This is a genomic window from Nonomuraea sp. NPDC051941 (genome assembly GCF_044593615.1).
Genome location: NZ_JBIUCF010000002.1, coordinates 251,604 through 275,967, shown reverse-complemented (window position 1 = coordinate 275,967; position 24,364 = coordinate 251,604). Strand labels below are relative to the sequence as shown.

General features: G+C 63.9%; 10 protein-coding genes and 1 tRNA gene. 7 read left to right on the top strand and 4 right to left on the bottom strand.

Features of this window, described 5'->3' with window-relative positions; translation table 11 throughout:
• The first annotated feature begins 1,003 nt into the window (after positions 1-1,003).
• A tRNA-Arg gene (locus ACIHFD_RS05040) sits at positions 1,004-1,077 on the top strand.
• Between the two features lie 208 nt (positions 1,078-1,285).
• Here ACIHFD_RS05040 and xerC read toward each other — a convergent pair.
• Positions 1,286-2,851 carry a tyrosine recombinase XerC gene (xerC, locus tag ACIHFD_RS05035; protein ID WP_397365677.1) on the bottom strand — a complete coding sequence of 522 codons (1,566 nt, stop codon included), beginning with the start codon at positions 2,849-2,851 and terminating at the stop codon, positions 1,286-1,288.
• Positions 2,852-4,091: 1,240 nt separating this feature from the next.
• On the opposite strand from xerC, the gene ACIHFD_RS05030 reads away from it, so the two are divergent.
• The 6 genes from ACIHFD_RS05030 (at position 4,092) to ACIHFD_RS05005 (ending at position 17,818) form a co-directional block, all read left to right on the top strand.
• On the top strand, positions 4,092-4,277 hold the full coding sequence (locus ACIHFD_RS05030; RefSeq protein WP_397365676.1) for a transposase domain-containing protein: 186 nt from the start codon (positions 4,092-4,094) through the stop codon (positions 4,275-4,277).
• Positions 4,278-4,282: 5 nt separating this feature from the next.
• Complete coding sequence (locus ACIHFD_RS05025) at positions 4,283-4,849, top strand: transposase domain-containing protein (protein WP_397365675.1); 567 nt, start codon at positions 4,283-4,285, stop codon at positions 4,847-4,849.
• 63 nt (positions 4,850-4,912) lie between these two features.
• Positions 4,913-5,068: a hypothetical protein gene (locus ACIHFD_RS05020; RefSeq protein WP_397365674.1), complete on the top strand. Its 156-nt coding sequence runs from the start codon at positions 4,913-4,915 to the stop codon at positions 5,066-5,068.
• Positions 5,069-5,814: 746 nt separating this feature from the next.
• Positions 5,815-8,607, top strand: a complete 2,793-nt coding sequence (locus tag ACIHFD_RS05015) for a helicase-related protein (RefSeq protein WP_397365673.1) — start codon at positions 5,815-5,817, stop codon at positions 8,605-8,607.
• A complete protein-coding gene (locus ACIHFD_RS05010; protein ID WP_397365672.1) occupies positions 8,604-12,509 on the top strand; it encodes an Eco57I restriction-modification methylase domain-containing protein in 3,906 nt (1,301 codons plus the stop codon). Before ACIHFD_RS05015 ends, ACIHFD_RS05010 begins: the two co-directional genes overlap by 4 nt.
• Positions 12,509-17,818 carry a DEAD/DEAH box helicase gene (locus tag ACIHFD_RS05005; protein WP_397365671.1) on the top strand — a complete coding sequence of 1,770 codons (5,310 nt, stop codon included), beginning with the start codon at positions 12,509-12,511 and terminating at the stop codon, positions 17,816-17,818. Before ACIHFD_RS05010 ends, ACIHFD_RS05005 begins: the two co-directional genes overlap by 1 nt.
• A 391-nt stretch (positions 17,819-18,209) precedes the next feature.
• On the opposite strand, the gene ACIHFD_RS05000 is transcribed toward ACIHFD_RS05005, so the two are convergent.
• The 3 genes from ACIHFD_RS05000 to ACIHFD_RS04990 form a co-directional block, all read right to left on the bottom strand.
• Complete coding sequence (locus ACIHFD_RS05000; protein WP_397365670.1) at positions 18,210-19,787, bottom strand: N-6 DNA methylase; 1,578 nt, start codon at positions 19,785-19,787, stop codon at positions 18,210-18,212.
• A complete protein-coding gene (locus ACIHFD_RS04995) occupies positions 19,784-20,656 on the bottom strand; it encodes a restriction endonuclease subunit S (RefSeq protein WP_397365669.1) in 873 nt (290 codons plus the stop codon). Before ACIHFD_RS04995 ends, ACIHFD_RS05000 begins: the two co-directional genes overlap by 4 nt.
• A 659-nt stretch (positions 20,657-21,315) precedes the next feature.
• Positions 21,316-24,240, bottom strand: coding sequence for a DEAD/DEAH box helicase family protein (locus ACIHFD_RS04990; protein WP_397365668.1), 2,925 nt, complete (start codon positions 24,238-24,240; stop codon positions 21,316-21,318).
• Positions 24,241-24,364: the final 124 nt, after the last annotated feature.

The following is a 24,364-nucleotide window of genomic DNA, read 5'->3' as shown; positions in this document are numbered from 1 at the left end:
CGCCGCGGGCTCCTGTGCCGCGGGCTCCTGTGCCGCGGGCTCCTGTGCCGCGGGCTCCTGTGCCGCGGGCTCCTGTGCCGCGGGCTCCTGTGCCGCGGGCTCCTGTGCCGCGTGGCGCTGCGCGGCTGGGCGCCGTGCTGTGGGGACCTGTGCTGCAGGGGCCGGTGCGGCGGCGCTATCGGGGCGGGCCCCTGCGCCACGGGGTCCTGCGCGGCCGGGCACTGTGTCGTGGGGTCCTGTGCCGCGGGGGTTCTGTGCGGCCAGGCGCTGTCGCGCGGGGTGCCGCACCGCGGGGTCCTACGCGACCGGACGCTGTGCCGCGGGGCGCAGCACCGCAGAGTCCTATGAGGCTGGGTCTTCAACGCCACCGCTGGCGCGATGCTCGGCGAGAACTCCTTCGACCTCCTCCCCAAACCTCTGGCGGAGGCGTTCGGCGTACCCCCGCCGATGCTGATCGTCGCCCTAGCGTTCTCACCCATCCCTATCGCCGAACGCTAGATGACCATGCCCGATGCCCACGTCGCCCGCCACCACGTCACCCACCGCGGCGCCCGTCCCCACGCCGATGTCGGCCTCCCCACCGACGCTCCAATCGCCCCCAGCCACCCGGACGGCCCCGCGCCCAGGTGTACACCTCCCCGACGCTGACCGCGGCGACAGGATTAACCGCTCACGACTTCCCGAACGGTCACATTCCTCTACGACACGCCCGCCGCCGCATCCCGACCTTCCTGCTCCTGGACGCGTCGCTCCCCTGACCTCCCTCATCACCATCCCGGACAGCACCCGGAGCGCCTACCCGGGTCTCTTCGCCGGTTTCCTCCCGTATCTGGCCACCTCCGATATCGTCCCAGAGGCCCCCACACCCTGCTCGGCCACTGGTTCGACCCTGACTCCTACCACCTTGGGGGCGCTGTTCATGGTGGGTGTGATCGGCCTGACAGACTGACACGAGGAAAACGTGTGCGTGACATGTCGCCGGATCATGCACAATAAGGCGGGAGCGCCCTTAGCTCAGCTGGATAGAGCACCGGACTTCTAATCCGACGGTCGCAGGTTCGAATCCTGCAGGGCGCGCTTTGATCATGTCCTGACCTGCGGTTTTGCGGGGTCGGATGCGTTCTAGAATTTTCGTCTAGCGGCTGCGTGCTCCGTACGTGCTCGCGCGCACCAACCCCGCACACACCATGATCCATTCACCGTCTCCGGTTGCTGCGGGAAGAGCAGCGGCCCCGCCTCGCCACGAGCAGGCGGCGAATGCGGGGCCGGATGCTTAATCCGACTGTCAACTCCTCAGCGAGATGAGTTTCCCGGGCGTGGCCTGGTCATCCTCGCCGAACAGCAAGGCCGCGGTCTGCTCGGCCGCAGCCGAGGCCACCTGCGGGTAGACAGAAGTGTAGGTGTCGGCGGTGAAGGCGCTGGAGGTGTGGCCCAGCGTTTCCTGTACCACCTTCATCTCCACCCCGGCGGCCAGCATCAGCGAGGCCGCGCCATGGCGCAGGTCGTGCAGTCGGACGGGTGGTAGCCCGGCAAGGTAGGCCAGCCAGAGGAATTGGTCGGAGACGTGCTGGGGATGCAGGCGGCTGCCGTTGGGTTGGGTGAAGACGAACCCGCTGTCGGTCCACGCCTCGCCCATGGCCAGCCGGTCCTGGAGCTGCTGCTGCCGGTGGGCGCGCAGCGCCTGGGCGGTGTCGGTGTCCAGGGCGATGGTCCGCACGGAGGCCTCGGTCTTCGGCGTGCCCTCGTGGACCTGCCAGGCCAGTTGCACGAGTTGCCAGTTCACCGTCAGAGTGCGGCCGTCGAGGTCGACCTCCTTCCAGCGCAGCCCGCACGCCTCGCCCCGGCGTAGCCCGCGCAGAGCGATCAACTGATACAGGGCAAACAGGCGATGCCGTCGTGCCTCTTCGAGGAACAGGCGGGTCTGAGCGGGCGTCCACACCATCACCGACGACGGGCGCGGCACGCTGGTGTAGGCGTCGATCGGATCGACCCGTCTACCGGCGCGGCGCTGCTTCTCCGCCTGACGATAGTCGCGGTAGTCCTGCTGCCAGGCGCGGACCCGGACGTCGGTCCACACCAGCGCTCTGGGCCGGGCCTTGGCCGGCATCTCCAGTACGGCGGCCGGGTTGAAGTCGATCAGCCGATCCTGGCGCATGGCCATGTTCAACGCGTGCCGAAGGGTGGCGCGGATGCTGTGCATGGTGGCGATGCTGATCGGCCGCCGATACTTGACGCTCGCCTGTACCACCGGGTCCGGATCGGTGCGGCGTTCGGTGATGGTGTCGTTGAACTCCTCGATCTGCTCGAACATGAGCGCGATGTCGCTGACCTTGAGCTGATCCAACCGCAACTGTCCCAGATACGGCGTCAGGTAGAGCCGGATATGGCCCTCGTAGGAGCGGCGGGTGGTCTCCTCGATCTTCCGCTTGCGGTTGAGGAACTCCGCCAGCCACTGCTCGACGGTGATCTCCTGGGCCAGATGCTGCCCGGTCTTGATCTTTCGACGGATGGTTTCCGCGTTCGGGAGTGTGTTGGTCTCGGCCAGCGTGCGTTTGATCAGATCGGCGATCTGGGTGCGGGTGGCGGGCTCGCGCGCATCTGCCAGCGTGAGCAGGTCGCGCACGTGGCCGAGTTCGTCCTTGGCCGCCTCCTGGGTGGCAAAGCCGCCGCGGCGCAGTGGCCCGCGCCGCTTGCCGTCGGGGCTGGGCGGGAGTTCGATCTGGTAGTTCCAGATGCCGTGCCGGTAGCTCCATCCGCCGTCGGAGCGGCGCAGCTTGGGGCATTTCTGCCCGAGTTCCTTGCCGTCGCTGTCGCGGCAGGAACAGCGTTTGAACGTGCGTCCCTCGGCCATGGTGTGTCTCGTTCCTCTTCTCTTCGGTGCTGTTGGGTAGGGCTGGTGTGATGGTGAGCAAAGGGGAGCGGGGTGGCGCACGGCACAGGGTTGCTGCGTCCCGTCCTCAAGCGGCTGGTGAAGGAACTGGTCGCCCTGGTCAAAGGGCGCGCCTTTGAAAAATCTGTTCCGAGCACTCATCCCGCGATGTCCCGCTCAGCCACGACCCCGGCAATCGCCGGACACGGGCGCACGGCGATCCAGTTGCCCGTGCCGCCGCCTGTACGGCGTGGAGCGCCGGGGTCGTCGCGTTCCCGGCCGGCGCGACCGATGCGGTGGCGTGATCGGGTGGGCACGCCCGTGGTCGTCACCCGCCGCGTCGATGGCCGTGCCGGACAGGGCGTATCGACGCCCACCTGGATGGGGACGGTCAAGGCCGAATCCGACGGTCAACGCCGGGTCGGGGCACCGGCGGTCTCCACACGGCGCCGCCGCCAGCTCACCGCGCATTGCTTCTCGGAGGCGCCACCGAGTAAGGACGGCACTGGCGTGCAGCTGCGCACAAGCCCGTGCATCCGAGAGGAGACAGCCGTTTCCAGCACGTCGGCCCGGAATGACCGCGCGGTCGCTGCTGATGGGTCTGATCAGTCGGCGGTTGGGCGCTGTCGGTCGTGCTAAACGGTATGGCCCGCGGTCGCGTTGCACGGCGGATGATGTCGTTCGGTGGTGTTGCGTTGTGGTGAAGTGGTGTCATGTTGGTGCGACCCGATCACCTGGGCCACCTGATCCCCGTCACCTTCTTAAATACCTGTGATCGGGCCCGAATTCGGACAGCAGACGAAGCAAAGGTTCGACTATGATCACCGGACAAAGCATGCATTTCTGGTGCACACTCATCGTCCTCGATCGACAGGGGCACCCCCGAAGCGGGGGTAACGGTCATGGTGGCATGCAGGATGCGAGCGACGATGCGCGGGGAGTCGCGCCTGTGGATTAAAATGCAGCGCTCCATCTCGGGCGGTGACGGATAATGTCACGCTCCGGTGGTTATGCAGGTAGATGACCTGCGCATTAGGAGAGAGGCCAGTACTGCTCTCTTGCTAGGAATGACCTGCAAGAACACTCTACTCAGCACTTGCCCCTCACTTGATCATCCCGCGCATGTCCCGTGCTCGCTGGGAGCCTATGCCGTTTAGATACGATCTCTGCTGGTAGTAGTCGCCCGATGATCATGTCGGGTAATGCAGGCGGTTCGGGGCGGTTGACGGATCTGATCGCGGTTGGCGCGCTGACATCGCTCATCCCTCGCGAGGTCCTGGACGCGGCCATCGCCATGCACGGATGCCGGGAGTGCCGCGTCCGCAAGCTCCCCGCGCATGTGGTCGTCTACCTGCTGATCGCGCTGTGCCTCTGTCCAGACGACGACTACGAGGAGCCGAGAAACTGACGGGCATGCTGGCCCTGGTGCCGGAAGCGCGCTGGGGGGCGCCAGCCCGCGGGGCGATCATCCAAGCCCGTCAGCGCCTGGGAACCGAGGCGGTCAAAGAGGTGTTCCAGCAGATCGCCCAGCCCGCGGCAACCGAGTCGACGCCGGGTGCGTGGCTGAACCGCCGGCGAGTGATGGCGATCGACGGGTTCGTCGTGGACCTGCTCGACATCGAGGCCAACATCGCCGAGTTCAGCCGCGACAGCGCGGGCGGGCACGAGACCGCCCTTCCCCAGGCCCGGGTGGTCGCCATCAGCGAGTGCGCCCGCCACGCCATCGTGGCCGCCGACGTGGCGGGCTGCTGGACCGGCGAGCAGACCCTAATTAGCCTTCTCCCTCTATCAGCAGTTGACCGAGGAGATACTCCTCACCGCCGCCCGCGGCTTCTACAGCTTCCCGCCTGGAGCCAGGCCCGTCACAGCGGCGCGCATCTGCTCTGGCGCGTCCAGGCCGGGCTGCGCTCGTATTGGCTGCGTGACCTGGACGACGGATCCTGGCTCGCCGTCATCACCAAACCCACCGGCCTGCGCTGATCGCAGAAGGACCGGCCGTGCGAGGCCGCCCGCCAAGGCCGCGACCTCAACCCCGATCACGCGGTGATCGCCCGGCTGGTCGACTACACGGTGCCCGACCGCAAGGGCGAGCACATCCGACTGATCACCTACATACTCGACCGGGCCGAGGCCACCGCCGAGGACCTGGCCCGCTGCTACCACGACCGCTGGGAAGCCGAACCGGCATCGATCAGCTGAAGACGCACCTGCGCGGGCCAGGCCGCATCCTTCGCTCACGCACTCCCGAGCTGGCTTACCAGGAGATCTGGGCCTATCTGCTGACCCACTGGGCGTTTTGCACCCCTGATCTGCACTGCCGCTACTACGGCCGGGATCGACCTCGACCGGATCAATTTCTGGCACCGTTCGCATCGTGCGCCGCTCAGTCACCGATCGCCCGGTCTTTTCCCCTGAGCCACCCGAGGCCTCCTGGACCCTCCACCAAGTCACGCACCGACAGAACGTCAACCCTCACGCCGCCACCGTTCCTACCCGCGAGCCGTCAAACGCTCACGCAAGAGCAGCCACCGTGAGCGACGCCCCTCCGACAATGGCATCCGATACGCAGGACCTCCGACCATCGCACTCTTGCCCACGCCATCGGTCGCACGAGTGAGATCATGATCGTGTCCTATCTAAACGGCATTGGCTTCCTCGACGCGGGGAGTTGCCGGGTCGACGGCCGTATAGCCGATGCGTTGGACTCTGAATTAAATCGGGAATATCGGTCATTCTTGTCGAAACGCCACATTAGCGGTCTGCTGTAATTCCGACTTTTGGATCGGTTGTAACGATCGTAGTGTCCGCGCGTACATCATTTTGTGAAGGGAACCCGGTTCGGCTCTTCTGTCGCATTAGAAGGTTCGATGAGAGGGGCTACAAGCGAAAAAGATTATGAAAATGACCTTTTGATGCCCGGGCGGGTCGTTCGACTTCGGGAACGCTTGTGGCGGGTCGACTATCGGGACGGGACCGTATTCGGTGCGACCGCGCTCGACGGGAGAGACAACCGGCCCACCCGATTCCACGCCGAACTCGAACACGTCGAGTCCGGAGAGCTGCCCTTCCCAGACCCGAACGCGATCGGCGATGAGCGACAGCAGCGCATTCTGCTCGACGCATACCGTTTCTCCTTACTCCATGGCACCGCCCCAATCCTGGGGCTCCAACGTTCACGGGCCATCCCCACCGACTTCCAGATCGTCCCGCTACTCATGGCGCTCGGGTCGGACCGGGTGCGACTGTTGATCGCGGATGACGTCGGCACGGGCAAGACCGTGGAGGCCGGCTTGATCCTTTCTGAGTTGCTCGCTCGCGGCCGCGCACGACGGGTGCTGATCGTGGTGCCTGCGAACTTGCGTGACCAATGGCGCGACACGTTGGACAGAATGTTCCACATAGACGCCACGATCGTCGCTGGCCACCTGTTGCCCTCGCTGGAGCGGCGTCTGCTGCCAGGCCAGAGCGTGTGGGCCACCCACGATGTGGTCATCGCGAGCATCGACTACCTCAAAACGCGCACCGAAGAAGTCCTGTCCCACGGCTGGGATCTCGTCCTCGTGGACGAGGCGCATCTCGCCGCCCAGCCGCACACCGAACCCGGCCGGGCTACACCCGACATGGAACGGTTCAGCTTCGTACAAGAAGCAGCCGCGCGGAGCAGGCACCTGCTGCTGCTGACCGCCACCCCGCACAACGGGTATACCGACTCGTACGCGTCGCTGTTCCGGATGCTCAATTCGGCTCTGGTCCAGGACGGGGTCCACGGTCCGCGAGTGCAACGTGCTGCCGCTCGCGAACACCATGTGGTTCAGCGTCGTCGTGTCGACATCGAGGAGTGGTATCGCGAGCGCGGTGTCCCCTCTCCGTTCCCAGTTCGCCGTGCCGACGAGCAGATTGTCGATCTTCGGCGTTCTCCTGACATGGTCGCGCTGCTCAATGAGCTCAAGGCGTACGCCGGTGACCTGTACGACGCCGCCACGGGCAGTGTCGACCGCTGGGTCGCAGCGCATCTGCAGAAACGACTACTGTCCAGCCCTGCGGCGCTGCGGTCCAGCATCGATAAGCGACTCTCCGCTCTCACCCGTGGCGCGGCCCTTGATGTTAGAACGACCGCGGAAAAGCTCGCGGAGGAGACGACCAGCGACCTCATCTTCACCGAAGACGATGAAGCCGATGCAGCACACCTGAACGCTTCCGTCGGTCTCCCAGAAGAGATCGAGATAGCAAGGCTGCATGTCATCGCTGACCTCGCAAAGAAGGTTACCCCGGCGAAGGACCCGAAACTGGTTGCGCTCCTGCGGCTTCTTCCAGAGCGCATGGCAGCCCACCCGCGCGCGCAACGCGTGCTCGTGTTCACCAAATACAAGGACACCCTCGACTACCTGGTGACGAACCTGATCCGGGCCGTCGGGAAGGGCAAGAACGGGTTACTAGCAGGGACCCGGGTGTTCGAGATCCACGGCGGACTGAACCTTGCGCAACGCAACGAGGTCTTTGCCGCGTTAGAGCAGGCCGACCGGGCTGTGCTCGTCGCCACGGACTGCATCAGCGAAGGCGTCAACCTGCAACGCGCATGTGCCGAACTCGTCCACTACGAGCTGCCGTGGAACCCCAACAGGCTCGAGCAACGCAACGGCCGCATCGACCGGTTCCAACAGCGCGAACCGTTCGTCGGGATTCGGACTCTCGTCCTCGACGACCCGCTGGACGCGAGCCTGCTGTATCTGATCGTTCGCAAGTCCGAACAGATGCGCGCCGACTACGGGTTCGTTCCCCCGTTCCTGGCGAACACCGACATCCTGCTCCACCTGTCCGCCCCTGACGCCGCATACCGCGGGAGGCTCAGCGCCCGGTCCAGCTCCGAACAGCTCAGCCTCGTGGACTTGTTCACCGACGAAGCGGAAAGCGACCTCAGCGACCTGGACAAGGAGCTCGCCCGCATGGCGGGGACATCCCTGGCAGAGACCGACAAGCTCGATCGGGTGCGGGATGAGTCGTTCTACGGCCAGACCCGGATCTCACTGACTGCTATCGAGGACGCGCTCAACCAGTCCCGAGCGTTGACCGGCACCACCGAGCAGGTGCGCGACTTCACCCTGCGGTGCCTTCGTGACATGCACGCCGACATCACCGAGGAAGGGTCGATGTTCCGGCTCGCCCAACTACCCGCGCCCGTGGCCGATCTCGCTTCGGCGGGGTACCAATTCACGTTCGACCCTTCCATCGGGATCGACCACCCCGAGATCGACGTCGTCGACCTGGCCCACCCGTTGCTACGTCGGCTCATCGACATCACCCTGGATCGAGCACAGCTCCCGGACTGCCATGGCAGAGTCGCGGCCCGAACGACCACAGCACAGGTGGGACACGCCGCTGTCCTGCACGTTCTGTTCCGGTACGTTGCGAAGGCCGAACCGCCTGTGCTGCTCGAAGAGATCGTCCCGATTGGTTACCGCACCAGCGAGAACACCACATTCGACGCTGAGGCCGTGATGGCCGCGCCCGCCGGGTCCGGCACCCGCCACCGTGACGACGTCCTTGATGACGCGACCGACATCCTTCATGCTTCGGACCTTAGGGAGCGGCTCGACCGCGTCGCTGCGCAACGCGCCGACGAACTATCGCGTCGGCACGCCCAACTATCCGCGGCGTGGGCGCATGGCCTGGACCGGGTCGAACCCACCTCGCTGGATCTGGTCGCGGTTACCGTCATCTACCCGGAGGTGACCCGGTGACCGACGTTAGCCTCGTCCACACCAGCGGCGGACTGATTGGCGACGTCATCACCGATAGCCTCCGCCAATCCGACGTCGAGGGGGACGCCAAGTTCCTCGCCGATGTGGCCACGTTCAACGACCGTGCCGGACAGCCGCCGACAAAGGCGCAGTACGCCTCCGATTTAGAGGCGGCGTTCCGGACAGGTGTCGCGATCTGGTCCGCGTACGCCGACGAGCTGCGCGACGGGATGGACGTGTCACGGATCCGTGACCGCCTCGTCCTCAAGCTGCTCGACTTGCTCGATTTCCAACCGGTGTACCAGCGGTCCCGGCTCGTCGCCGGCGGCACTGGTTGGGACATCAGCCATCTCGGGTGGGTGGGAGACGATGCGCCACCAGTCCACACCACTGCCGCCGCTGACCTCGACGCCCGCATTGCGGGCAGGCGCAGTCCCCACGAAGAACTGCAGGGGTATCTGAACGCCGCCTCGGCGCGTTGGGGCATCCTCACCAACGGGCGAATGCTGCGGCTGCTGCGCGACTACCACCACACGCGTAGTCGCGGGTATGTCGAGTTCGACCTTATAGCGATCTTCGAAGCCGCCAGCTATCCAGACTTTCTCGCGCTGTGGCGGCTGTGCCACGCCTCCCGGTTCCAGCGCCTCCAACCAGAAGCCGCAACCACCAATGAGTGTCCGAACAGTGAGGACAGCGACGAGGAGTCCGGTGACACGAGGCCGGTCGCCGACGATACGCCGGACACACTGCTGGAACGGCTCCACGCCAAAGCGCTGTCGGCTGGCGTAGCGGCCGGAAAGCGGGTGCAGCCCCAGGTCCGTGCGGCGATTAGTGTCCTCGCGAACGGGTTCCTTGAAGCCGACCCCGGACTGCGGCACCGGCTGGAAGCCGACCCGGACACCGGCCGCGACCTGTATCGCGAGCTCCTCACGGTGCTGTACCGGGTGCTGTTTCTGCTGTTCGCGGAACAGCGCGGCATGCTGAATAACGCCGACCCACTCTATGACGAGACGTACAGCCTCACCCGGCTGCGTGCGGTCGCCACCGACAGCCACGCTGAACCGCGTCGGATGGACCTGTGGGAAGGGCTGAAGACAACGTTCCGGGCCTTCGGGAACGAGGAAGATGCCGCCAAGCTCGGCGTGTACCCGTACAACGGGTTCCTGTTTGACCAGAGCCAGACACCTCTGACCAGCGACGCCCGACTGCCGAACCTGCACCTCACCCAAGCGATTGAGGCGCTCACCACCGTGCAAACCGGCCGGGTCCGCATGCACGTCGACTACCGCAACCTCGGCGTCGAGGAGCTCGGCGCGGTGTACGAGTCCCTGCTCGACTACACCCTGTCCATCGCATCCACCGCCATCGTGGTCGACGGGCGGACCGTGCGGCGCGGTGAGGCGTACCTGGCGCCGCTGAGCATTGAACGATCCGACCTCGCGTCGTACTACACCCCCACGGATCTGGTCGACCTGCTGCTCTCGCGGTCGCTCGACCCGCTCATCGAGGACACCGTCGCCAAAGCCGGTGACAACCCAAACGACCAGGTACGGGCGCTGCTGGGGCTGCACGTGATCGATCCGGCGTGCGGGTCCGCGGCGATCCTGATCGGTGCGCTGGACCGGATCGCGTATGCCGTCGCCAAGGCGCGCAGCGCCCCTCAGGAGCCGCGTGACACCGACCTAGCCCACGCTCGCCGCGAGGTGCTGCAACGGTGCATCTACGGGGCGGAGAAGGATCCGTTCGCCGCGGAGCTCGCCAAGGTGGCGCTGTGGATCCACTGCGTCGTCCCAGACGAGCCCTTAACGTTCCTCGACCACCACATCGTGTGTGGTGACAGCCTCGTCGGCTGGCCCCTGCTGGGCGTGCCCACCAACATCCCAAACGCCGCGTACGAGGTCCAGAAGGCGAAGGGTCCGGAGCGGGCGACGCTGACGAAGGCGCTGCGCCGCAACGAGCAGTTCATTGCCTCCGGTGCCGACTTGTTCCAGCAGGGCGACATCGCGTTCACCCTGACACTTCCCGACGAACTGCACGCCGACGAGCACACCCCCGCCGACGTACGCCGCAAAGCCGCCGCGTACCGATCATGGCTAGTCAGCGATGAATATGCCCGGTGGAAGAACACCGCGGACCTGTGGACCGCCGCGTTCTTCTGGAACGACACCGACCAGCGGCCACCTACCAGTGTCGAATACTCCGCCGCTCTCGAAGGGAACCCGGACGAGGATTTAGCAAAGGCCGCCGACTATCTTCTCTCTGATATCAACCCACTGCACTGGCCATTGGCGTTCCCGGAGGCATACGCCGCCGGAGGCTTCGACCTCGTCTTGGGCAACCCGCCCTGGGAGCAGTTCAAGGGCGAAGAGCAGCCGTTCTTCAAACAGCACAAGCCTGCGATCGCAGCGATGACAAGCGAGACCCGTAAGATGGCTATCGCCGAACTGGAAAAGTCTGACCCTCCGCTTTTCGCGAGGTGGAAGACATATCAAGCCTTGCAGGGCCGGCTAGCCCACTACGCCAAGACGTGTGGCCGCTATACGCGCACCAACAACGAGGCGAACACATACGTCTTGTTCACCGAGCTCGCCGCCCGGTCCAGCAGCCACGTCGGCCTCATCGTCAAGAGCGGTATCGCGACCGACGCCGCCCAGTCCCCCGTGTGGAAACACTTGCTCGACCAGGGGCGCGTTCGGCAAGTGATCGACATGGTCAACCAGGAACGCAACGGCAAACGCATCTTCCCTGCGGTCGCCGCCGTGGAACGGTTCAGCGTCATCCACTTGGGCCCCGCCTCCACAAACCTGCTCGAAGCTTCGATGCTCAACTTCGGTGTCTCAGAGGCGGCCTCAAAGCCATTATGTTCATGGTCACGTGATGAACTGCGTTCGGTCGCGCCGCGTACGCACACTCTGCTGTCCACCGACAATGCGGCGGAGATCCGGCTTGCGTTGGAGCTGCACGATCGCTTCGGAACCCTAGACTTCGCCGAGACGGACGGAGCCAATCCCTGGGGATTGCGCTACACCACACTGTTCCACTCGTCAGGGGCGAAGGAGAAGGGGCTGCTTCTGCGCGGCCCCGCACTGCAAGCAGACGGGTTCACCTGCGGAAAAGACAAGCGATACCGGCATCCCGACGGACGAGTGGCCGTCCCCGTGTATGAGGGACAGATGGCCAACCGATGGGACCACCGTGCCCGCACTTTCGAAGGGTTTATCGGCAAGGACCGTTACGGTCGCAAGCCCCACATCCCATGGGTGACCGACGCACAGCACGCGGACCCGGACTTTGAGGTTGAACCCCGCTACTGGATGCACGAGAAGGTCGCAGCACAACGACTCGATGAGGTCGTGCCCGTGGACAACGCGATGCTCGCTATGCGCGCAATCGGTGCTGCATCGACCAATAGGCGGGTCCTGCGAGTTGCCTTGATCGAGGCACTGCCCGCAACGCACGGACTACCAATGCTGATCTCACCTGTAGAGCACGTGCTCGAGGCTGCCGGATTACTCAACTCAATGACGCTCGATTTTCTGATGCGCATGCACATGTCGAGCGGGAACATCACTCCATGGGCGTTGTCTCAGTGTGCGGCTCCGTGTCCCGATGAGCTCCCGGCACAGGCATCTCATATTTCTGCAGAACTGAGCCTGACATCGCTGCGTGTCGCGGAAATCGTCGGGGCCGATGTGCATCGGTGGAATAGCGCACGTCGGGAACTTCTTGACGCCACCGCCGACGCTCTTGTGGCTCAGGCGTACTGCCTGAGCACGGCCGACTATGAGACCGTGCTCGACCACTTCGCCCTGTTGGCGAAGATCGAAACCAAACAGTTCGGCGAGTACCGCAGCAAGCGGCTCCGCCTGGAGGCTTTCGAGGAAATCGGAGGAGGGCGCTGATGCACCCGTTGGCGATGCTGGCCGGGCTGCGCGAGGACTACGAGCGGTACGTCGACTCGTTTCAGTTCTACAAGAACCCCGCCATCCGGGACTGGGTGCAGGCCAAACGGCGTGAGGGCCGGCTGCTGTATCGGGAGCCGTTTCTCACATTGGCGAAGCCGTTCGCGGACGGCTGCTCCCTGCAGTCGCTGGTCGATGAGGGCGTCCTGGATCCTGGCGTGCAGACCGTGTTCACCCGTAAACCTGGCGATGTGGCCAGCAGCCCGGTGTCGCCGTTCGTGCACCAGGAGACCGCGATCCGGCAGGTCATGGCCGGGGTCAATACGGCAGTGACCACGGGCACAGGGTCGGGTAAGTCCTTCACGTTCTACATCCCGATCGTCTCGACTGCCCTGATGTTGGCCGCGGGCCGTGATGAGGGGGCGTTCCGGTCCCCGGTCGCGGTGATCATCTACCCGATGAACGCGCTGGCGAACAGTCAGTACGAGGACATCGCGGCGCGGTTGGCCGGGTCGGGGCTGACGGTGTGCAATTACACCGGCACGTTGAAGACCACCCCCGAGGGAGCGATGAAGGACTTCAAACAGCTCACCGGCCGGGACGCGCCCTATGACAGCGAGGTCATCGACCGGGACACCTTGCACGGCGGCGGTTGCGACATCTTGCTGACGAATTTCAAGATGCTTGAGTACGCGCTCGTGCGGCGTGAGGACGCGACCCTGTTCGAAACCCTCAGCCGCGGCGGACGGCTGAGGTTCCTCGTCCTGGATGAGATGCACACCTATTCCGGTCACCAGGGCGCAGACATGGCGCTGTTGGTGCGCCGGTTCAAGGCGCGGACGGGCACAGCGGGATCGCTGCGGTGTATCGGTACGTCAGCTACCGTCGACTCAGGCGACCCGGCGGAAGCCAGCGCGGTCATCGCCGGGTTCGCGGGGAAGCTGTTCGGAGAACCGTTCCTGCCTGAGCACGTCGTGCGGGAGCGCTACGGACAGTACGAGACAGATGACCCTGCGTCTGGCGGGCTCTTCATCGCGGCTTCGCCGATTCCCTCGGAGTTAGTTGCCAAGGCAGCGGCTGCCAGTACCGAGGAGGAGACAACTGGTCTGCTCGGACCGGGCCTGTTGGGTGGCCCGGTGACGGCCGACGCGGTGCGGTCATGTCTGCCGGTTGCATGGCTGGAGCGTGCCCTGTGGGGTGGGGTTCTTTCGGCGAAGATCCTTACGGAGCGGTACGTGGAGCAGGTCCGCCCCGGTGTGTCCCCAGACGTGGCCTGGGCGGAGATCGAGGGGGCCCTGATGCTGGCCTCGGCGGTGAAGACGCCCGGCCCGAAGGGCGACCCGGTGGGCCTGCTCACCCCGAAAGCGCACGCCTTCTTCTCCCAGGGCCTACCGGTCACGCGATGCCTGGTGTCGGAGGACCCGCCGCATCTGTCCGAACAGGGCGAATCGACGTGCGGCGGGTGCGCCGATGATGAGCTCGCTGGGGTGCCGGCGTTCCCAGTCGTGTTCTGTCAGTCCTGCGGCCAGGACTTCTACGTGGCCGAGGACGCCGGACAGCACCTGGTTTCCCGGGATTTCCTCGCCGCGGCGGAGGACGGCGACGCGGTCTATGTGATGACGGACGAGTGGGACCAGGATTCCGCACCGATTGACCCCAAGGACACCTACAAGGACGGGGTGACCCCAAAGAAGGGCCGCGAAGGCGCGGTGCCCCGCCTGTCGCAAGTGTGCGGCAGGTGCGGCGAATGGGACGGAAACTGCGGTCACGCACGGGTCCGGGATGCGGTGACAGTGGCAGCCCCGATGCTGCTGTGCCCCTCTTGTGGTGTCCGGTATGACGCGTCGCACTCGGAGTACAACAAGTTCTTCCAAGTCGGTACGGTCGGTCGAGCCACTGCAACGGACGTGCTTGTCGAGGGCATGCTGAATCGGCAGGACACCGGGCCAGGGCATGCCAAGCCGCAGGTGATGGCGTTCACTGACAATCAGCAGGACTCCTCGTTCCAGGCCGCGCACATGCGGTCGATGTCCCGCCGGTTCCATGTGCGCCGCGCGATCATCTCTGGGCTCGCTGCCAAGGGCGCCCTTACCCGCGAGGCCGCATTGGACACCGGCGAGATGGCGGACGCCGCCTTCGAGCAGATGAAGGCGACCGGCACGGTTCCGAAGTTCTCCCGCAATACCGATGGTGGGGGAGGTTTCGACCCACACGAGGGAGCAGGCAAGTCCAGGGGACGCTACCTGAGGTATCTCAAGACGGGTGTGCTGATGGAAAGTAGCGGTGGACCGCGGAAGACCCAGCCGAACCTGGAGGACACCGGCCTGGTCGTTGTCGACTACGCAGCTTTTACGCCAGGGAAGATCGCCCCCACGGTTGCTGCGGACGAACGGCTAGACCCGTTCCTCCGCGGTTACGCCGACACCCACCCCGACCTAGTGGAGGACCTGCTGCGGGTGATCCTCGACGTGATGCGACGCCAGCGCGCGATCGTGTCAGCGAGTACGGACGGCCCTGCCGCCGCGTTCACCGACCCGGACCGGTTCCGCAGCGACGTCCTCGAACAGCTCAGCGAGGCCGCATTCTTCCATGGCGGGCCAGAGCTGCCGCGCCGCCGCACCCTTTACGACGAGCAGAAGGAGTCCCGAGCGCGGGCGCAGTACCGCCGCATCGCCGGCAAGCAGATGCCCGATGGCAGCGACGCGCCCCAGACTACGGCGCTGACCCGGTGGGTCAAGGTTGAGGCCGGGCTGCCTGTGGACGCGACCGGGAGTGCGGCGGCGAAGCGGCTCATCCGGCAGGCTGCGGAGTGCCTGACTCGGTATGGCTACCTTGTCTCTGACGGTGGCGGGCTGGCCGTCGACGAGGAACGGATCCAATACTGGTTTGCTGAGGAGCCGCAAGGGTTTCGGTGCACCCGCTGCGCTGGCCGGTGGATCCTGTCCCGTGAACGGGCATGCCCCCGTTGTGTGAAGGCTCGCGTCCGACCGGACCGCACCGGTCGAGACGACTTCTTCCGCAGCGCCTACGTCGGCGCACTGGCCGACTCCATCCGAGTCGAGGCGGAGGAACACACCGGCAGCCTCGATGGTGATGCCCGCAAGGTCATTGAGACGCGTTTTCGCGAGCAGACCGACCCGCTGAACGTGCTCGTGTGCACACCCACGATGGAACTCGGTGTCGACATCGGCACTCTGTCCGCGGTGTACATGCGCAATGTCCCTCCGTCTCCAGCGAATTACGCACAACGGCAAGGCCGTGCCGGTCGTGCTGCACAACCCGCCACGGTCGTCACGTTCTGCTCTGCACAGGGCAGGGCTGCATCGCACGACCAGTACTTCTTCAAACGGCCTGAGCAGATCATCGCCGGCAAGATCGCAGCGCCCCGGTTCCTCCTTGATAACGAGGCCCTAATCCGGGCACATATGAACGCGATCATCCTGGGCGCGTGGGCAGGTGAGCACGATGACCTCCCGCGGGAGATAGGCACATGGACGCGCATTGACGAAGGCATTGGCGGGCTGCGGCCGGACATGAGCCACGCACTCGACAGGTTCATCGGGGCCAACAGGGACCCGCTTATCGAGGCAGGGACGGCGGCGTTCGAGGACGTGTTCGACGACGCGACTTCCGTAACCCCTCAACTGGTTGGGAGGGCCGTTGACGGATTCGTGGCTGCGTTGGACGACGCGATGGGATCATTGGTGGATTATGCCGCTGAGCTGAAGGTCGAACTCGACGAGCTCAATGCCCGGGCTGACAAGCAGCCGCTGGACAAGTCGGAGAGACGGCGCCGAGAGGCAGTCGAAGCGATCCGAGGGAAGATCCGCACTGGCGATGGCGACTACCACCCCCTGTCGTGGCTCGCCCAGCGAGGGTTCCTTCCCAGTTACGCGTTCCCGCGCAAGGCGCTCATGCTGAGGTTCAGCGACCGTGAACGCCCACGGGTCAGGTCCAGGTCAATCGCGCTGCGCGAGTTCGCGCCCGGCAACTCCATCTACCACCTGGGCCGCCGCTACCAGGTCACCCGTGCGTCATCCGGCCGGGACGCCGAAGCCATAACCTCGAAGGTGTTCCTGTGCCACTGCGGCTACTACCTCGACCGTGACGCGGTCGACACCACCAGCAAGTGCCCCAACTGCCAGGCGCTCGTCGACCAGCAGCGGATCTACCGCAACGCGATGCCCGTCACCGACCAGTACGCTGTCCAACGCGACAGCGTCGGAGCCGACGCGGAGGAGCGGCTGCGGCAGGGCTACAACGTCATCGCCGCGTACCGGCTGCCCAACACCCGGGTACGGCGAGGCACCATGACAGCCGGAGACGACGTGTCGGCTGAGCTCACCGTGGCCCGTCTCGGGTTCGTACTCCAAACCAACACTGGATTCGTCCGCAGCGGAGAACCCTTCAGCCTGTGCGCGCGTTGCCGGTTGTGGAACCCGGATCCGGCCGAGCACTACAAGACCGGCAGCGATTGCCTGCCCCAAAGCGAGAACCTCATCGAGAACGTCGTGCTGTTCAACGACGACCGGCATGACATGCTGCTGCTGGACGTCGTCGCCCCCGAAGGTACCGATGCGGACACGTATGCGTACAGCCTTATGTACGCCTTGCAGGCGGCGATGGGCACCCAGTTCGGCATCGAGGAGAGCGAGCTCGCAGGACAGGTCTACCCGCAGGCCGGCGCACCGCAGGCACGACGGATCCTGCTGTACGAGGTCGACGAGGGCGGCATCGGGGTCCTCGACCGGATGATCGACCCGGACATGTGGCTCGCCATTGCCGAACGGGCGTTGGACATCTTGCACGTCGACCTGCACTGGCACCCCCAACCCGACGCCTGCCACACGTCGTGCTACGAGTGCCTCCGCAGCTTTTACAATCAGTGGCATCATGACGTATTGGACCGCAACCTAGCAGTCCCATTCTTCCTGTCGATCCTGCAACGGCTCGATCTGACCACTGAGCTGGTCGGAGCCGATTGGTCGGAGGTAGTGACCATGTTTGATTCCAAGACAGAGGAGAAGATGGTCGCGGCGATCAAGGCCGCAGGAGTTCCCGCACCGACTGCCGCACACAAGGCTCTGCCTTCAGAGAACCCCGTCGCGTCCGCTGACCTCTATTACGAAGGGGAAGGTGTGCACCTCGCAGTCTTCCTCGACGGTGGGATCCATGACGCACCCTTGCAATCTCGCCTCGATACCGCCCGGCGCGCCTCGTTGAAGGATGCCGGATATAGCGTATTAGTTATCCGACATAATGATCTATTCGCCGGAATTAACGCCCTGAAATCGCGACTCGATTGCTGATCAATGACCATATGTGCGGGTAGAAGGGGTTGACACATGTGGGCCAGCCGCGTTTGGGTTGGGGCGCAGGCGTGTCGGTGCGCGGGGATGGTGCTTGATGTGAGAGCTGGTCACCTCAACCATGATCATCTGATGGAGACTCCGGCGTAGGAGGGGTCCTCGGCGGCGATCGCGCTAACCCGAACGGCGGGTACCGGAGTGCGCGATCGCCAGGGCCTCGGCAATCTGACGCCCGCCCTTTAGGGGAGCGCTAATTCTTTCGCCCATTTAGATGCTTTGAGCTGGGCAAGCAGCTTATGTGGCGCTTGGGGATTCGGCTTGCCTCGGATGACGTGGTTGCTCTCGCGATCGTGGGTTGGGTATATGAGCAGGATGATCTCGTACGGCGGGGTTAGGGGTGCTGCATATGATTGGGCAGCTCAATGTTGAGTGCTTCTGCCAGCGCCTCCAACTCCGCAAGTGCGCCACGCAGGTCCGCCGACAGGGAGAGGGTGAGTTCCGCGAGCGTCTTGGGCGTCGCTGCATCCTCATCGTCGGGCTCGATCAGACCAATATCAAGGTTGACATCCTTGGTCGCTACGAGCGCGGCTCCATCGAAGACATGGAAATGGCTGGACTCCTTGCGACGGTCCATGGCCTGGTCTGGATCGGGTTCGCCCACCCCAAAAGCGCGCCGCTCAAAGTCTTCCAGGTGTCCAGATAGCAGCGGGTTCTGTTTCAACGTGAAGCGGTTGCCGGTGCGGAGGTCGTACACCCACAGTTGCCGCGTACGTGGTGGCTCATCTTCGCTACGACGAGGCGGCGCGGCGTCGAAGAACAGAACATTGGCCTTAACCCCGCCTGCGTAAAAGATGCCAGTCGGCAGCCGCAGCATGGTGTGGACGTTGTAACGCTTCAGCAGCTCGCGGCGGATGTTTGCGCCCCGGCCGCCTTCGAAAAGGACGTTATCAGGCAGAATCACCGCCGCCCGCCCCGTGTCAGTGAGCAGGTTTGCGATATGCTGGAGAAAGTTGAATTGCTTGTTGGTGGTGGTCTCCCAGAAGTCTCTGCGATGGTAGGAGACGTCCTCACGGCTGACCGAACCGTCTCCATTGGTAATCACGATCGACGACTTCTTGCCGAAGGGCGGATTGGCAAGCACGAGTGAGGCCCGCCGTTCTGGAATCTTGGCGAGAGCATCCTCCACCTCGATGAGAGATTTGCCGTCGGGCAGACCGATGTTGTGGAGTAGCAGGTTCATTGCAGCGAGGCGAGCGGTGGCCGGGACGATCTCGGTACCCCAGATTGCACCTTGGTGGAAGCGGGCTTGATCCTCGGTTCCTAGATCCTCCTTGTACTCGCGCATGATGTAGTCGTGCGCGGCGAGTATGAAGCCGCCAGTGCCGCAGGCCGGATCAGTGATCGTGTCGTCCGGAGTCGGGCGCATGCACCGCACGATGGACTCAATAAGCACACGTGGCGTGAAATATTGCCCCGCTCCTGCCTTGGTGTCCTCAGCGCTGCGGGCTATCAGAGCCTCGTATGCGTCGCCCTTAATGTCCTTACTGGCCCTTAGCCATTTTTCCTTATCGATTAGATCGACGATAAGACGGCGAAGATTGGCCGGATTCTGGATGCGGTTACGGGCGCGTTGGAAGATTAGGCCGAGCATAGTGTGGCCGTCGCTGTTGGACCCCCGGTTGCCGAGGTCGGTTAGCAGGTCGCTGTACGCCTCCTCCAGATCGTCGCCTATGAGGTCGAGCAGTTCGGGCCAGCCGCGACCCTCCCACCCCTCCCCGACAGGTAGCACATGGCGATGCTTCCTCGTGTCAGCGATCTTCTTGTTAGCCTGCTCAATCTCGTCGGCCATCTTAAGGAAGACGAGGAAACTAAGCTGCTCAAGGTACTCCAGGCTGGATACACCGTCGTCGCGCAGGACGTTGCAGTAGCTCCAAAGTCGATCGACGAGACGGCGTGCTTCGAGCTTCACTCGGTGAACTCCAACGGAAGTGCGGTCTGTTCGCCCTCGGGTAGAGGTCCTCTGGAGGAGCGTGCGGGAGGCGGGGAGGGCGAAGCCTTCTTGGATTTGCCGTCCTTGACGGACTTGGCGCTCGTGGCACGGCTGGCGCGCCGTGTTGCCTTCTGCTCCGCCTCGGCGGCTTCCTGCTCCCTGCGAACGCGCTTGAGAAGGTCTTCGGCGGGCTCGTCGTGGGCGTCCTGAGCGACGAGGCGCCCTTCGTAGGCCTCGCTGAGGAGGGCGCGGCGGAGGGCGGTGACATGGGTTTCGGCCTGCTGGAGTTGACGTTCTAGCGCGTCAACTACGGCCAACTGTCGCGTTATCTCAGCAACTATTTGGCGCTGTTCTTCCCACGGGGGTATCGGGAACTCAACGGCCTTGAGCCTCGCAGCACTGAGATGCGCGATGTTGGTCGTAATTCGCACCTCTTGCATGAAACGTCCCGCGTGTAGGTGTCTACGGAAGACAAGCAGCGCCCACCCTGGCAGGACGCCTGCTCCAGCGCGAAATCGCAACAAGCTATTGGTAAATGCGACACCGTCGGGGTTCCCTTTGTACATCGCTGGGCGCCCAACGAGGTGAGGACTCTGTCCCTCGTTAAGCAGTATGTCACCCGGCAGCAGCCGGTATTTGTTAAATCCTTCGGAGAAGTCCATCTCCATGAGACTCGTCGTGACGATCTGGTCCTCGAACACGTTGGCGACGCGTAGATACGGGCGCATCTTCGGACCGGTGTGCCAATCGGGGTGGCGGGCCCGGCCGAGATCGACCGTGCCGGCCTTCCCCGTGGTTGTAGCCTGCCATGTGGAGGGCCATGCTTCCGGCTCTGGGACGACGCCCACGAGTACAGCCTTGCGTAGAGCTTGGACATGTGACCGCGCGGCGTCCAGTCGACGCGATACTGCGGCCAGTCGCACAAGCTGGGAGTCCAGTATATCGGCAATGCGCCGTTGTTCGGCAGCGGGGGGGGAGCGGAATGGGAATGGATCGGATCCCGTTGAGCCCAAGTCGGGCGCGGCCTATACCCTGCAGACTTGCAGCAGCATATCGCTTTGTGGCTGGAGAGATTAGAACCCGGAGCAACCAGTTGACAGCGATCTCTCGATGTGCCCGAAACCGAATGCAGTCTGCTTTGACAATTGCAGGGCCTATTGTGTGCGGAACGACACACGCGCGTGGCAAGTCGTCCCCCAGGGAGGCGATTACTAGATCTCCGGCGATGGCCTCGTGCGCACGGAGCCGCTCGAAGTGCTCTAGCGAGATATACGCTCGCTCATCACGAAACTCGCCGTCCCCGACGTTCTGCAGTCGGAGTACACGCGCTCCGGAGGCTGTGTAATGCCGGGAAGCGAGGTTTGAGCCGAACGGTCCGTCAGTGATAGCGCGCTCCTCAGGAGCGCAGAGATCACCAAGAGTCGTCCATGCCCATCCTGGAGGCAATGGCATCGGAGCCTTCTCAGTCTCGGCCGCATCCTCTGCGCCGTTACCGATCACGAGTCCCTCACGCACCCAGCTCCCTGTCCAGATCCTCAAGCAGCGTGTCCGGGGCCAATGTACTGTCAGCGAACGTCTGTGCGAAACCGGGCCAGCCGCCTGCGTCTCGGCACTCCGCGTCTTGCTCTAGGGAGTCAAGAGACACGGTCGCCGACTTGGCGACGACGTCTGCTACGCGGCGCAGCCATTCTTGCTGCTCATCTGTGAAGGTGACGCCTGCCGACCCCTGGCGTGCGATCCACTCGCGAAAGCGAAGCTCAACGGTTTCTCTGTAGGGCCGGAACTCGCCTCCGTCTATCCCCAGCTCGTACCGAAGGATCGACAGGAACTCTGGCCAGCCTGCTCCTCGGCGCCGCCTGCCGCGTGCAATGCCGAAGTCAACATACGCCTTCCAGATCTGTTCCTTGGTCCACGGGCGCTGTGGGGGCTTGACGAGGCCGAGGACTTCGTCAAGCTTGCTGCGTACTTCGCCTAGTGGTCTGCGCTCTTGGAAGACTATGCGCAGGTCAGCGAATTGATCTCGCTGTTCAGCCATGTACGCACGCCAGTCCCTGATCGTGCGCTCGGCGCGCAATTCGTCTGTCGCGCCTTGAGTAATTACCCCACCGTCCTGGCTCAAGTGATCAATCTTGACCCAGGTTTGCTTGGCAGCTTTGAACAGGGCCTCGCGCAGTGCGGCACGCTCGATGAAGGGACGAACCGCGTCGGCGAGTACAGAATCCGTCGTTGTGCTCGCTCTAACCGAGTCCTCCGGTTCTTCTGCTGCCAGTCGGTCGGGATCTGTGGCTTGTATGAGGTCCGCGACCAGTTCTGTCAGCCTCCGCCCGCCCGCATGCTTCTCAATCTCGGCGAGTTGTTCCACATCAAGCCGGTGACCGAGACGGGTGAGTCGGCCAGCCAGCGTGGCGGCGGCGTCCAAGGTAAGGCGACGGCCTTCCTCACATGCTTTGAGCAGTCGTTCCAAACTAAGCTCGTCGGGTAGACCATCTCGGACGAGAGGTCGCGCGTCGACCATGGGGTGTTTGGTTACTCCCACCGTATCGACGATGACAAAACGGTCCTTACAGACGGCATCCTCGGTCACCTTCCGCAAGTTCTCCTGCGTGATGGATCTCGCGCCGCGTCCCTTCATCTGCTCAAAGTAGGACCAGGTGCGGATGTCTCGCATGAAAACCAGGCATTCAAGCGCTGGAATGTCCGTCCCAGTGGCGATCATGTCGACGGTGACGGCGATTCGAGTCTCGGGAGAGTTGCGAAAGTCTCGGATCGTCTTGTCCGGACGGGAAGCCCTGCTGGTGATCTTCTTGCAGAAATCATCTCCGGCATTCCATACCTGCCGCACTTGCTCGACGATCGCGTCGGCGTGTCGATCGTTGGCGGCGAAGATCAAGGTCTTGGGAACAATGTGACGCTCATGGATGACCTCGGCGGTCTCTGGGCTGCGATGGGGCGGGAAGATCTCCGTAAAGAGTTTGTCCTTGAAGGTCTGTACGACCGTCCGGATCTGGCTTGTGGACTCCACACGTTCGTTGAGTTCGGTGGGCCCGTAAGGATCGTCTTCGTCCTGCTGCTGCCAGTGCTGTTTTCTTGTCATGCGATCGATGTGAGCTAGGACAGTGTTGAGTTGCTCCACGGTGCCGTCAGCGTCGACGGTGGTCGTCGTGGCGGGGATCATGGACCCTTCGCGAGTGATACGGGTCGAAATTTCGTAGACGTCGTAGTCGACGTTGACCTTGTCGGCCACCGCTTCTTCGTACGCGTACTGGCTGACGAGATTGTCGTCGAAGAAGGCAAACGTCGGGCCGATCGGCGTCGCCGTCAGGCCCACGATGCGGGCGTCGAAGTACTCCAATACGGGACGCCAGGTTCCGTAGATTGAGCGGTGGCACTCATCGACCACGATGAAGTCGAAGTAGTCGGGCGGGAGTTCAGGAGAGTAGCGGATCTCCGGAACGGGCGTCGTGAGACCGCCTATGCCGCCTGCCTCGAAGCGCTCGGCCTCGGGATCGTCGTCGGAGTCTGGCAGCGGCTGTCCTGAGAGCTTGCACCACAGCCGCTGAATAGTGCTGATCACGATTTTGTCGGAATCAGCTAGGCCAGCTTGAGATCCCGACAGATGCTTAAGGGGGAAGTCTTGATGTAGCGGGCTGTGAGCTCCTGCCGGGATGAAGCCGTGATACTCGCGAAAAGCTTGAGTTCCTAGGTTGTTGCGATCTACAAGGAACAACACCCGATGGGCGCCCGCATACTTGAGCAGCCGATGGCTTGCCTGCACAACCGTGTAGGTCTTGCCGGCGCCGGTGGCCATCTGGATGAGAGCGCGTTGATCGCCCTGGGCCAGCGATCTCTCCAGGCCCTCGACTGCGCGGCGCTGCGCTTGGCGTAGCTGCCTTTTCGGATCGCTGGGGATCGTGCGTAGCTGTCGAAGCCGAGCTTGCAAAGACGGCGCAGTGGGGCGGCGCAGGGCCTCACGCTTCCAGCGTGCAACGGTGGCTGGCCTGGCGGGAGCGAAAACGATACGGCTTCGCGCTCCACCTACCGGACCATCTGTTGCGGTTGTTCCGTCCAAGTGCTCAGCGTCCAAGACGTTTCTGAAGCGCCATGCGTGACCATTTGTGCCGTAGCGGAAGGGTAAGGGTCGGCCTAGCCAAGCTCGTGAGGATTTGCGATTTGCAAGAGGCGCGGCTAGTTCGTCGGCCTGGGCGAGGAGCATGCTTGGGTCGGAGGACTCCTCTCCCGCTGCGATCAGGCCGACCAGGTCGTGGTCAACGTACAGCAGGTAGACGCGGGATTCGCCCGCAGTAGGGTGTGAGGCGCGGACCGCTACCCCGCCGACCCCTAGATCGAGGTCTTGTAGATCGCACACACGCCAGCCAGCGTCTCGGAGTGCTGCTTCGGTCTTGTCATGCGCCTGTACCTGGCCACCTGCCATGCTCCCCTCCCTGTCCGCGTATCCCTATTACATCAATTTGCGTACGCTAGTACGGCTGATCGAAGAGAAGAAGGGCTTGGATGGCTCAAGTCTGTCCACAGACCGCAGTCACAGCGAGCCGTCG